The organism is Rhizobium sp. PK7-22, from assembly GCF_056530405.1.
This window is the reverse complement of record NZ_CP096514.1, coordinates 3,799,984-3,812,580: the sequence shown is the minus strand read 5'-3', so window position 1 is coordinate 3,812,580 and position 12,597 is coordinate 3,799,984. Positions and strand designations below refer to the sequence as shown.

Below are 12,597 nucleotides of genomic sequence, written 5' to 3'. Positions count from 1 at the left end.
CCAATGTGGATTTCAGTGTCAGGCGGCCAACTGGCCGTCGTTCAGCGAGGCCGACAAGGGCGCCGGCCGGTCCGTCTTCGTGTTGATCTTGATGGTGGTGCCGCTGTCGGCGGCGTGCTGGAAGGCTTCCATCACCTCCAGCACGTGCAGCGCCAGGTCACCATTGGCGCGGTGCGGCCGGTTGGAGCGGATCGCATGCGCCATGTCGGCGACGCCAATCGAGCGGTAGTTGCCGTCCGCATAGGGCTGGGTCGTATCCTGCGGCTCGAATGTGCCGCCCTTCTTCAGGAGCTCGACCTGACCACCGAAGTGGTTCGGATCGGGAACGATCAGGCTGCCTTCGGTGCCATAGAGCTCCAGCGGCACATGCTTGTGGCCGGCGACGTCGAAGCTCATGCCGATCTGGACGACGGCACCGCAATCGAAGGCCATGACGCCTGCCACGTGCGTGGGGATATGAACCGGGATGCGCTCGCCGTTGCGGGGCTGGCTGGTGATCAGTCGCTCGCTACGGGGCGCGATGGCAAAGCCCGCCACCTGCGACACCGGGCCGAGCAGGTTGACGAGGTCGGTGATGTAGTAGGGGCCCATGTCGAGCATGGGGCCGCCACCGACCTCGTAATAGAAGTCGGGATTGGGGTGCCAGCGCTCGTGGCCGGGGCACATGAAGGTCGCGGTGCCGCCGACCGGCATGCCGAGCACGCCCGAATCGATCAGCGCACGCGCCGTCTGGTGCGAGCCGCCGAGGAAGGTGTCGGGGGCGGCGCCAATGCGAAGCCCCTTCGCCTTGGCCGCTTGCGCCAGCGCCTGGCCCTCCTTGAAGTTGATGCCCAGCGGTTTTTCCGAATAGGTGTGCTTGCCGGCGTCGAGCGCCTGCATCGCGACCGCGACGTGGGCTTTCGGCACCGTCAGGTTGACGATGATCTCGATGGCGGGATCTGCCAGCAGCTCCTCGACGGTGCGCGCCGTCAGGCCGAATTCCGCGGCGCGCTGCTCGGCAAGCTCCCGATTGAGATCGGCCACGCCTCGGATGTCGAGAATGGCGAAGGAGGCCATAGCCTTCAGGTAAGCTGACGAGATGTTTCCGCAGCCGATGATGCCGATACCTACCGTGTTCATGAATCCTCCCAGATTGCCTCGATGAAAATTGTCAGCCTTTTGCCGGCTGCGGCGCCGGAGCCGGGCCGGTGGTGCCCCATGGCGACTCGTAGAGCTCGCAGAGGGCGACAACCGCCGCCCCTTGCGCCCACATCTCGTCCGGCGAGGGGTCGAAGACCAGTTCGGCGATCTCGCGGATCGAAGAGGGGATCGCGGACCTGTAGGAGTCAGACAAGGTCTTCAGGAACAACTCCCCGAGCGAGAGGCTCGAGCCGACGATGATCACGCGCGGCGGACCGAAGAGCGTGACGATGTTGGCGACGGCTATTCCGACAGCTTCTCCGGCACGGGTCGCGGCCACGATGAGAGCATTGTCCTCTGCCGCAATCAGAGTTTCGGCAAGCGCCATGCCCCGGCCTAGTCTGACGGCATCTGCAAACCTGCCCTGCTGCGTCTGTTCTCCGAGGATGGCGGCTTCGCCGGCGAGCGCGGACAGCCGGACCGTTTCCGGCAATCCAATTCCCATCATCAGGTCGCCGAGATTGTGGCTCAGCCCGCCGGCGCCGCGGAACAGCTGTCCGCCATGCAGGACGCCAAGCCCAAGGCTGTGTTCCAACGAGACCAGAACCATGTCGTCAAGGTCGCGGCCCTTGCCGAACCAGTGGTGAGCAAGCGTGATGGCATGTGCGTCGCTCTCCACGATGGTGGCAACGTTCAGCCGGTTGGTCATCTCGCTGGCGAAATCGATGTCCGGATCGCTAACAATCGGGCTGGAACGGACAAGCCCGGTGCGGTGCTCTACAACGCCCGGAAATCCGATGCAGACCGTGGAGATATCCTGCAGGCCAAGCCCGGCATCGACGACGCAGCGGCGAATGCCATCCTCCACGAGGTCGGCGATGACGCTGACCGGCTGCCGGTTGACCCTGATCGGCAGCGACAGCGTCGAGATCACCTCGCCACAGAAATTGCTGACCACGAAGACCATGTGGTTGGCGGCGATCTTGGCGCCGACGACGCGGGCCGCATTTGGGTTCAGCTCCAGCATCACGCGCGGCCGGCCACGGGCTGCGGCATTGCGAATGTCGCCCTCGTGACGGGTCAGGATCAGGCCATCATCCAGCAGCGAGCCGGTGATGGCCGAGACAGTCGTCGTCGACAGCTGCGAGCGTTCGCTGATCTCGACCCGCGAAATCGGGCCGTAGCGCCGGATGGTGTCCAGCACGGTGAAGCGATTGATGGCGCGCATCAGTTCCGGATCGGCAGTTTTCATCGCAGGATGCGCGCTCGCCTTGATATTATCTTCGGTATCCGGACAAAATAGAGGCAATATTTCGCGGGCTGTCAACGTGTTCGCGCAGAATTTATTATTTTCCGGTTGACAGCAGCATGTTCTTGCACTGATTTTGTACGCGTCAGGGAATAAATGTGCACTTTGGGAGGAGAGCAGGATGACGCTAGACAACAGGACAGCGCTGACGCGCACCAAACTTTTCATGAATCTGGGCGCTTTGACAGCCCTCGCCGTCAGCAGCGGGGCGAGCCTCGCCTCTGCGCAGACCGTCGTGAAGTGGATGCATGTCGAAACCGTCCCGGCCTATATCGAGGTCTGGGAAGAAATCGCGGCAGCCTACGAGCAGGAACATCCGGACGTCGACGTCCAGCTGCAGTTCCTGGAAAACGAGGCCTTCAAGGCGAAACTGCCCACGCTTTTGCAATCGGATGCCGCGCCGGACTTCTTCTACAGCTGGGGTGGCGGCGTGCTGCGCCAGCAATCGCAGACCGGCGCGCTGATGGATCTGACCGAGGCGATGAACGCCGATGGCGGCGCCTGGGCCAAGGATTACAAGCCGGCGGCCCTGAACGGGCTGACCTATGACGGCAAGGTCTATGCCGTGCCCTATCGCATGGGCACGATCAGCTTCTACTACAACAAGGAGCTGTTCCAGCAGGCCGGCCTCAAGGCCGAAGACATAAAGACCTGGGACGACTTTCTGGCAGCGGTGACGACGCTGAAGGAAGCCGGCATCACGCCGATTGCCGGCGGTGGCGGCGACAAGTGGCCGCTGCATTTCTACTGGAGCTATCTGGTGATGCGCAACGGCGGCCAGGAGGTCTTCGAGAACGCCAAGAACAACGAGGGCGAGGGCTTCCTGGATCCGGCGATCATCAAGGCCGGCGAGCAGCTGGCCGAACTGGGCAAGCTGGAACCCTTCCAGGGCGGCTATCTCGGTGCGTCCTGGCCGCAGACGCTCGGCGTCTTCGGTGACGGCCGCGCCGCGATGCTGCTCGGTTTCGAGCATACGGAAGCCAACCAGCGCACCAATGCGGGCGACGGCAAGGGCCTGGCGCCGGAAAACATCGGACGCTTCCCGTTCCCGGTGGTCGAAGGTGGAGCCGGCAAGGTCACCGACACGCTCGGCGGTCTCAACGGCTGGGCCGTCACGAAAGGCGCGTCGCCTGCCGCGGTGGACTTCCTGCGGTTCTTCACCAGCCCGGAACAGGAGCAGAAGATGGCCGCTGCCGGGATGATCATCCCTGCTGCCACCGGTGCGGAAGAAGGGTTGAAGAACCCGCTGATGCGTGAAGCGGCGGACCAGCTTGCCGCGTCCACATGGCACCAGAACTTCTTCGACCAGGATCTGGGACCGTCGGTCGGTCGCGTCGTCAACGACGTCTCCGTCGAGATCCTGTCGGGCCAGATGTCGCCTGAGGAGGGCGCGCAGATGATCCAGGACGCACGCGAACTCGAGTAGCGCTCCGTTGCAACACCGCTGCCGGCGCTTGCGCCGGCGGCACGCCATGCAGCCGGCTTTGCAGGGAGGAAAGCAAGGCATGACCGACATGACTGCCGCGGCAGTGGCAACCCAAGGTGTGACCGGACCCAAGGTCCGTTACAAAAGCCCGACGGCACGCGGCCGGCTTCCCGTCCTGGTGCTGTTTCTTCCACCAGCGCTCCTGCTTTTCACGCTATTCGTCATCCTGCCGATGGGCGAGGCCGCCTGGTACAGCCTGTACCGCTGGAACGGCTACGGGACGCCGACGGAGTTCGTCGGCATCCGCAACTTCACCGTTCTCTTCAACAATGGCGCCTTTTCGCAGGCCCTGATCAATAACGGGCTGATCATCGTCATCTCGCTGCTGTTGCAGATCCCGCTGGCCATCTGGCTGGCGACGATGCTGGCCCACAAAATTGCCGGCGTCGTCGCCTTCCGGCTGATCTTCTTCCTGCCTTATGTTCTGGCCGACGTCGCGGCGGGCCTGATCTGGCGCTTCGTCTACGATGGCGACTACGGGCTGTTTGCCGCGCTCGCCGGCTTCTTCGGGATCGCCACGCCTTATGTCCTCGCCGACCGGGATCTTGCCATCTATGCGGTGCTCGCCGTCATCGTCTGGAAGTATTTCGGCTTCCACATGATGCTGTTCATCGCCGGCCTGCAGGCGGTCGACAAAAGCGTGCTTGAGGCGGCCGAGATCGACGGTGCGACCGGATGGCAGAAGTTCCGTTACGTGACGCTGCCGCTTCTCGGCTCCACGGTCCGGCTGTCGGTATTCTTTGCCATCATCGGATCGCTGCAGCTCTTCGACCTGATCATGCCGCTGACTGGCGGCGGGCCGTCGAACTCGACGCAGACCATGGTCACCTTCCTCTACACCTATGGCGTCACCCGCATGCAGGTGGGGCTCGGCAGCGCCGTCGGCGTCGTGCTCTTCGTCATCTGCATCACGCTCGCCTTCGGCTACAAACGGATCTTCATGCGCCATGACTGATACGACAACGCAAGTCCGCATGACGGCGGGAACCCGCCTCTATCTCTACATCTCGCTGTCGCTGGTCGCAGCCCTGGTGCTGGTGCCGCTCGTCACCACGGCGCTTGGCGGCTTCAAGTCGCTCGGCGACCTGCGCACCAGCCCCTTCGGACTGCCATCGGATTGGGTCTGGTCCAACTATACCGACATCCTGTTTGGCGAGCGCTACTGGCGGCAGATGGCCAATTCGCTGTTCATCGCGGTGATGACGGTGTTCCTGACGGTCGTCGCCTCGGCCATGGCGGCCTTCACCTTCGCCCATGTGCGCTTCTTCGGTTCCGGCCACCTGATGAACTATTTCCTGATCGGGCTGATGTTTCCGGTGGCGACCGCGATCCTGCCGCTGTTCATCCGCATCCGCGATCTCGGACTGCTCGATTCCTATTGGGGCGTGATCCTGCCGCAGGTGGCCTTCGGGCTCGGGATGAGCATCCTGCTGTTCCGCAACTACTTCCGCAACCTGCCGGAGGAGCTGTTCCAGGCGGCCTTTGTCGACGGCTGTGGCTACATCCGCTTCTTCTGGTACGTGTCGCTGCCGCTGTCGCGGCCGATCGTGGCCACCGTCAGCATCGTCACCTTCGTCAACAGCTGGAACAGCTACATCCTGCCGCTGATCATGCTCAACACCGAGACCAAATATCCCTGGCCGCTCGGCATCATGGTCTATCGCGGCGAGTTCGGCACCGAATGGCAGCTGGTGCTCGCCTTCATCACGCTGACCATCCTGCCGACGGTCATCGTCTTCTTCCTCGCCCAGAAACACATCATCGCAGGCCTGACGGCTGGCGCAGTCAAGTCGTGATACGGAGAATGACATGACATCTGTCGAACTGAGAGACGTCCGCAAGGCCTATGGCGCGGTGGAGGTGATCCACGGGGTGTCGCTGGCGATCGACGACGGCGAGTTCATCGCGCTGGTCGGGCCGTCGGGCTGCGGCAAGTCGACATTGCTGCGGATGATCGCCGGGCTGGAGGAGATCAGCGACGGCGAGATCTTCATCGGCGGCACGGTGGTCAATCCGCTCACCCCGCGCGAGCGCAACATCGCCATGGTGTTCCAGTCCTATGCGCTCTATCCGCACATGACGGTGGCCGAAAACATGGGCTTCAACCTGAAGCTTTCCGGCGTCTCAAAGCCGGATATCGAGCGGCGGGTGGGAGAGGCGGCGCGCATGCTGGCGCTCGACGAACTCCTCGACCGCAAGCCGAGCCAGCTGTCGGGCGGCCAGCGCCAGCGGGTCGCCATGGGCCGTGCCGTGGTTCGCGATCCGGCCGTCTTCCTGTTCGACGAGCCGCTCTCCAACCTCGACGCCAAGCTTCGGGTGCAGATGCGCACCGAAATCAAGACGCTGCACCACAAGGTCGGCACTACCTCCGTCTACGTCACCCACGACCAGATCGAGGCGATGACGCTGGCGGACCGGATCGTCGTTCTCAACGGCGGCCGAATCGAGCAGGTGGGAACGCCGCTCGACCTCTACCGCGCACCGGTCAACATCTTCGTCGCCGGCTTCATCGGCTCGCCGGCCATGAATTTCCTCGACGCCGACGTGGATGCCGACGCGGGCGGGCCCGCGGCACGGCTGACCGACGGCACGGTGATCCGGCTCGACCCTTCCTCTGCGGTCAAGCGCGGGCAGGCGGTGAAGCTCGGCCTTCGTCCTGAACATATCGTGCCGGGTGCTTCAGACGGCGACAGCGTCGTGACCGGCCAGACGTTGGTGGTCGAGCCGACCGGAGCGCAGACCCATGTCGTCTTCATGCTCGCGGGAGAGGCCGTGACGGCGGTCGTCGACGGCGCCTTTCCGGCCCGTTACGGCGCGCCCTTCGAAGCGGCGATCGCTGCCGAACGGGTGCATGTATTCGACCGCAACAGCGGGCTGGCGCTCTGACCTTTTATCGCTGCTGCAGACAGGCTTCGACATCACCATGAAAATCACCGCCATCAAGCCGTATATCGCCAGGGTCGGCGTGCGCAACCAGCTCGTCGTCAAGGTGGAGACCGACAGCGGCATCCACGGCTGGGGGGAATCGGGACTTTCCTATCGCGAGAAGGCGGTGGCGGGGGCGCTCGATCACTATGCGCAGTTCCTGCTGGGCCGGGATCCGATGCGCTGCGGGGCGTTGTGGCAGGAGATGTACCGCAGCCAGTATTTCGAAGGCGGCCGGGTGCTGACTGCGGCGATCGCGGCGCTCGACATCGCCTTTCACGACATCAAGGGCAAGGCGCTCGGCGTGCCGGTCTACCAGCTTCTTGGCGGCAAGCAGCGCGACCTGGTGCCGGCGTTCGCCACCACCTCGGCCGAGCCCGGCGAGGCAATGATCGAGCAGACGGTGTTGTTGAAGGAGGCCGGCTGGAACTGCGTGCGTTTCATCGCGGACGGCCAGGAAAACAGCGAGCGCTTCGAGCCGCGGGAATCCATCGCGGTCACGGCAGAATGGGTCACCCGCGCGCGTGCCGAAGTCGGCCATGCGATGACGCTCGGTGTCGAGTATCACCACCGCTTAAGCGTGGCGGAGGCGGCGTCCTTCTGCCAGAAGATGCCGCAGGGGACGATCGATTTCCTAGAGGAGGCGATCCGCGACGAGACGCCGTCCGCCTATGAGGCGCTGCGCAAGATGACCGACGTTCCGTTTGCGATCGGCGAGGAATTTTCCTCCAAATGGCAGTTCCTGCCGTATATCGAGCGCGACATCCTGCAGTTCTGCCGGATCGACATCTGCAATGTCGGCGGCTTCACCGAGGCGATGAAGGTCGCCGGCTGGTGCGAGGCCCACTACGTCGACCTCATGCCGCACAATCCGCTCGGTCCGGTCTGCACCGCCGCATCTGTCCACCTGGCCGCGGCGGTTGCCAATTTCGCCTGGCTCGAATGCCGCCAGAGCCCGGCCGAACAGCATTGGGGCTTTGACGATACGACGCTCTTCCCCGGCCAGATCCAGATGGACGGCGCCTTCTACGTGGTGCCGGACGCACCGGGGCTTGGAATTGACGTCGACGAAGCTGAACTGGAGAAGATGCCGTTCGACTATTCCGAGCCGCCGCATCTGCGCCGCACCGATGGGTCGTTTACGAACTGGTGATGGTCTAGCCTCGAAAGGAGCGACAGCCTGCCATAAGCGGGACTCCGACTGACCAGCAGTTCAGTATTTCTTCTTGCGAACGGTCTTGTTGCCGCGTGCTCCGCTGACGACCGGAGTTCTGTCGCGGTTTTCGGCAAGCAGGCCTCGCCAGCGTTCGACGCGGTCACCGGCCAGGGTGCCGTCCCGGACGGCTGCCTGAACGGCGCAACCCGGTTCATGCGCATGGGTGCAATCGCGAAACCGGCAAAGCGGCGCCAGTTCCGTGATGTCGGCAAACAGCGTCTCGATCCCGTCGGTGGCGTCGCTGACGTAGAGGGTTCTGATGCCAGGCGTATCGATGACCCAGCCGCCTCCCGGAATGGCGTGCAGAGATCGGGCGGTCGTGGTGTGCCGGCCTTGTGCGTCATGCTCGCGAATGGTCCCGGTTTTCTGCTCTGCATCGGATGCAGCCCCGGTCAGAGTGTTCACCAGCGTGGACTTTCCGACCCCGGAGGATCCCACCAGGGCGACCGTCTGACCGATGCCGCACCAGGACGCCAGCACGGAGCGTGCATCGGCAGAGCGTCCATTCAGGGCAACGACGGGCAGATCACGTTGCAAAGCTTCGGCCTGTGCGCGAAAGGGGCCAATGTCGTCCACGGTGTCCGCCTTCGTCAACACGATGACCGGATTGCTTCCTGTCTGGTTGGCCATGATCAGGTAACGCTCAAGCCGCTCGATATTGAAATCGGCATTGCAGGACGTCACGATCAACAGGGTATCGATGTTGGCGGCAACAAGCTGCTGAGCCCGACCGAGCTCCGGGCGTCGCTGAAACACGGTCTTTCGGTCGAGCCGGCGGACGAGCATATCCGAGTGGGGATCGGCAAGCAGCCAATCGCCCACTGCAAAGTCAGCCGTGTTGGCATTGGCTGGGAGTTCCAGCTTGACGGGTCCTGCGACACCGATCCCTTCGATGCGTGCCCGATGAACGGATGCGACGCGCGTGGGATGGAGGTCCGTTTCGTTCGGCATGACCTGATCGGCGAAAAAGTCGGACCAGCCGAGCAGTTCCAACGTCGAGGAGGGAGGTGCGTTCGTCAAATTCGTCTTCGCATCTCGTTTCAGTTGTGCTGTCGCTTGGGCAGAGATTTTGCGTAAGCAGCAGCCTCGCCGGAGTAGGGGAAATGATCCCCCAGTTGACGGTCGCCGTCGTAAACCAGGAAGGCGGGCCCTTCGATTTCGACGACCCTATACCCGTTTACATATTCAAACTTTGGCGTCTTCCAACCCATAGAGGCTCTCCAGTTTCGGCCCGCGATTGCAAATCCGGAAGATTACGTCCGACCGTCGTACTCGACTGGTCTATTGCTCTATCAGGTGCTGCACAAAAGACGAACCAGCAACTTCAGTTCGATCGCCTCATGCAGGTGGCAACGGACCACCAGTCTGACAATGAGAACGCGTCTGCATCTGTAGATATCGACGCGCCTTGGCATGATCACCTCAGGATGCAGATCAGGAGCCACAAGTGCTACGCGGCACCTCCGTTACTGCGATGAGCCGGTTGCCTGGGCCAGAATGCGCCTGGCAGACAGTGGAGGTTCCTCCGACGCCCAGGTGACGAAATGGTCGGGACGGACGAGGATGTAGCGGGCTTGATAGTTCTCTCGAGCTTTTCCACCGTCGTCCAGAACGATCTCCAAGGCCACGCCTATCTGTTCTGCGGCAGCGGCAAAATCCTTCAGGACCACCTCGTCGCCGTCGTAAGCGACAAGCGTGAAGCCGGACGAGAGGCATTCGAAGATGTTTCGGCCGTCGGACTGGAGTTGCGGTGCCAGATGGCAGCCAGCCACCGCGCGGAATTCATGAGTACCGACAGCACTGACGCTGTCACCCTTCTCCCCGCGGACGATCGGCGAGCCGCGATAGTTCGGAGAGAAGGCGTTCACCTCCGCGCGCGCGCCGCTTCCGCGCGCCTTCCATTCGGCTTCGAAGGCCACTCGATCGCGGGCAGGATCGAAATTCTCCAGGAATGCCCGGTCGCTTTCGATCGACTTCTCGATGAAATCGCGTGCCGTCGAGACGAAGACCGGCCGGCGCTCTTCGTTATAGCTGTCGAGCAGGCCATCTCCGCCCCAGCCCTGCAGCCGGGCTGCAAGCTTCCAGCCCAGGTTGCGGGCATCCTCGAAGCCGGTGTTGATCCCATAGCCGCCGTAGGGGGGATGGCTGTGTGCCGCGTCGCCGGCAATGAAGATCCGCCCCTTGCGGTAGCTGTCGGCCGTCGCGATCCGCAGGTCCCAGAAGCCGACGTGCTCGAACTCGATATCGAAGTCGGCACCAACCGCGCGGTGCAGATAACCGCTGAAATCGAAATTGTCCCTGTTGGTTCCTGGCGGCACCGGCGCATGGAAGAACCAGGTGTTGCCGAGATCGACACGACCGAAGAACTGCCAGTAGCCTTTCAGGTCCGGATGCAGGACGTTGTAGAAGGACTTGCCGGGAAAGCGCTTCAGCAGTTCGTGCAGACCGGTGGAGCGGAAGACGAGCAGCACCATCACCCGGTCGTGATCGGACTGGGTCTGGGTGATGCCGGACTTTTCGCGGATGACGGAACGGCTGCCGTCGCAGCCCACGGCATAGGCGCTCCGCAGGCGGCGCTCGCCACCGCCGTCGCGGCAGGCAAGGGTCACGGTGACGCCGTCCTCGTCCTGCTGAACGTCCTCTCCGGTCCAGCCGTAGAGAACTTCCACCGACGGCAATGCCTTGACCCGCTCGCGGAGCACCTCTTCGGTGCGGTACTGCGGCAGGCGTTCGTTGTCGGTGAAATAGTATGGTCGCACCAGCTCCCGCTGCAGCCAGTCATAGTGGTAGTCGCCGGTCAGCGTGCCATAGGCGGTTAGCCCGCCGATACCGTATTCCTTGGGCACGGTTCGCGCGGCGCGAAGCTCCTTTTCAATGCCCCAGGCATGGAAATGCTCGACGCTGCGCTGCGTCAGGTTCTGGCCCTTCGGAACCTGCTGCGGCGTGGGATAGCGTTCCACGAGGATGGTGCGGATGCCGCGCTGACCGAGCTCGATCGCCAGGCCGGTGCCGACCGGTCCGCCGCCCACGATGACGACGTCTGCCGTGTTGTCTTCCATTGTCGTTTCCCGTCTTGCGTCACTGCCGGGCGCGGGCGCCTCAGACGACGCCAGCTTCCAGGTAGACATGCTTGGTTTCAAGAAAGTCGTTGAGGCCTTCCGGTCCGTGCAGCCGGCCGAGGCCGGAATGCCGGTAGCCGCCGGTCTCTCCCTCCGCAAACAGCCGGCCGTGGCAGTTGAGCCAGATCGTACCGGCGCGGATCGCCCGTGAAACGCGTGTCGCGCGCGTCAGATCGCGCGTGAAAACGCTCGCGGCCAGACCGTAGCGGGTGGCATTGGCCTTGGTGACGGCCTCCTTCTCGTCCTCGAAGGTCTCGATCGAGACAATCGGCCCGAAGAGTTCCTCCTGCACCAGCTCAGATGCCGTATTGTCGATCCGGAAGAGGCTCGGCGTGATGAAGGCGCCCCGGCCGAGCGTCCTGCCGCGCAGGAGGAGTTCGCCCTCGTCGGCCGCCTGCTCGATGATACGGGCGATGCGGCTCTGGTTTGCCAGGTCGATGAGCGAGCCCATCTGGCTCTGCGGATCGGCTCCCGGGCCGGTGCGGACGGCGGAGAAGGCGGCCGTCATCCGGCCGGTGAAATCCCGTTCGATGGCGCGGTGCACGAGGAAGCGGGTGGCGGCGACGCAGATCTGGCCGGCCATGACCAGCGCGCCGCCGGTGAGTTCCCGCACGGCCGCATCCAGATCGGCATCCTCGAAGATGACGGCCGGTGCCTTGCCGCCGAGTTCCAGCGACAGGCGCTTCAGGGTCGGTGCGGCGCCCGCCATGATCCGCTTGCCGGTGGCGCTCGATCCGGTGAAGCTGATCACGTCGACCGCGTCCGATGCCACCAGCGCCTCACCGACTCCGGTGCCGTACTCGTTGACCGAATTCACCACGCCTTTCGGCAGCGACGGGCAATCGTGCAGGCATTGCATCACCCGGTGGTGGACGAGCGGCGTCTGCGGCGCCGGCTTGATCACCACCGTGCAGCCTGCCGCCAGTGCCGGCCCGAGCGAACGGACAAGGAGCGTGACCGGCGCGTTCCACGGCACGATGATCGCCGCCACGCCTGCAGCCTCCCGGTTCATCGTCGAGAAATTGCCAGGCGCGGTCTCGATGGTGCGGCCGAGGATGGTGCGAGCCAGCCCGCCATAGTAGCGCGCCTCCGAGATCGCTCCCATCGTCTCGCCGAGCGCTTCGCGTCGCAGCTTGCCGTTCTCGGCGACGATCAGGTCGGCGATCTCGTCGCGGGCGGCCTCCAGCCGGTCGGCGAGCTCGAACAGCACCGCTGCCCGCAGCCGAGGCGAGGCGGCCCAGCCTGTCTGGTCGAAGGTCTCCCGCGCCACGGCGACGGCCTGGTCGGCAAGCGCCGCCGTGCCGGGGCCGTAGTGGCCGAGCAGGCTGCCGTCGGCGGGATTGATGCTTTCGGCCGTCCCGTTGCCGGCGATCCATTCGCCATTGATGTAGTTGTCCGCTCTTGGAAGCTGCGCCAGCATGCT

The 12,597-nt window shown here is 63.8% G+C and carries 11 protein-coding genes; 5 read left to right on the top strand and 6 right to left on the bottom strand.

What is annotated here, in order from left to right:
• Positions 1 to 18: 18 nt before the first annotated feature.
• Positions 19 to 1,119, bottom strand: a complete 1,101-nt coding sequence (locus M1E10_RS23415; RefSeq protein ID WP_499175178.1) for a Gfo/Idh/MocA family protein — start codon at positions 1,117 to 1,119, stop codon at positions 19 to 21.
• 31 nt (positions 1,120 to 1,150) lie between these two features.
• Complete coding sequence (locus M1E10_RS23410) at positions 1,151 to 2,371, bottom strand: ROK family protein (RefSeq protein WP_499175177.1); 1,221 nt, start codon at positions 2,369 to 2,371, stop codon at positions 1,151 to 1,153.
• A gap of 223 nt (positions 2,372 to 2,594) precedes the next feature.
• On the opposite strand from M1E10_RS23410, the gene M1E10_RS23405 reads away from it, so the two are divergent.
• The 5 genes from M1E10_RS23405 to M1E10_RS23385 all read left to right on the top strand — a co-directional run bounded on the left by M1E10_RS23405 (position 2,595) and on the right by M1E10_RS23385 (position 7,992).
• Complete coding sequence (locus M1E10_RS23405; protein WP_499177289.1) at positions 2,595 to 3,854, top strand: ABC transporter substrate-binding protein; 1,260 nt, start codon at positions 2,595 to 2,597, stop codon at positions 3,852 to 3,854.
• Positions 3,855 to 3,933: 79 nt separating this feature from the next.
• Positions 3,934 to 4,869 (top strand): carbohydrate ABC transporter permease, encoded by a 936-nt coding sequence (locus M1E10_RS23400; protein ID WP_499175176.1) that lies wholly within the window; start codon positions 3,934 to 3,936, stop codon positions 4,867 to 4,869.
• On the top strand, positions 4,862 to 5,710 hold the full coding sequence (locus M1E10_RS23395) for a carbohydrate ABC transporter permease (RefSeq protein ID WP_499175175.1): 849 nt from the start codon (positions 4,862 to 4,864) through the stop codon (positions 5,708 to 5,710). The genes M1E10_RS23400 and M1E10_RS23395 overlap by 8 nt, the downstream gene beginning before the upstream one ends.
• A gap of 13 nt (positions 5,711 to 5,723) precedes the next feature.
• The gene (locus tag M1E10_RS23390) at positions 5,724 to 6,800 is read left to right on the top strand and encodes an ABC transporter ATP-binding protein (RefSeq protein ID WP_499175174.1); all 1,077 of its coding nucleotides are present in this window, start codon (positions 5,724 to 5,726) and stop codon (positions 6,798 to 6,800) included.
• Positions 6,801 to 6,837: 37 nt separating this feature from the next.
• Entirely contained in the window at positions 6,838 to 7,992 is a 1,155-nt protein-coding gene (locus M1E10_RS23385; RefSeq protein ID WP_499177288.1) for a mandelate racemase/muconate lactonizing enzyme family protein, read from the top strand.
• A 60-nt stretch (positions 7,993 to 8,052) separates the two neighbouring features.
• On the opposite strand, the gene rsgA is transcribed toward M1E10_RS23385, so the two are convergent.
• The 4 genes from rsgA to M1E10_RS23365 form a co-directional block, all read right to left on the bottom strand.
• Positions 8,053 to 9,075 carry a ribosome small subunit-dependent GTPase A gene (rsgA, locus tag M1E10_RS23380; protein WP_499175173.1) on the bottom strand — a complete coding sequence of 341 codons (1,023 nt, stop codon included), beginning with the start codon at positions 9,073 to 9,075 and terminating at the stop codon, positions 8,053 to 8,055.
• 20 nt (positions 9,076 to 9,095) lie between these two features.
• Entirely contained in the window at positions 9,096 to 9,266 is a 171-nt protein-coding gene (locus M1E10_RS23375; RefSeq protein ID WP_499175172.1) for a hypothetical protein, read from the bottom strand.
• Positions 9,267 to 9,521: 255 nt separating this feature from the next.
• Entirely contained in the window at positions 9,522 to 11,114 is a 1,593-nt protein-coding gene (locus M1E10_RS23370; protein ID WP_499175171.1) for an FAD-dependent monooxygenase, read from the bottom strand.
• Between the two features lie 40 nt (positions 11,115 to 11,154).
• Positions 11,155 to 12,594: an aldehyde dehydrogenase family protein gene (locus M1E10_RS23365; RefSeq protein ID WP_499175170.1), complete on the bottom strand. Its 1,440-nt coding sequence runs from the start codon at positions 12,592 to 12,594 to the stop codon at positions 11,155 to 11,157.
• Positions 12,595 to 12,597 lie beyond the last annotated feature (3 nt).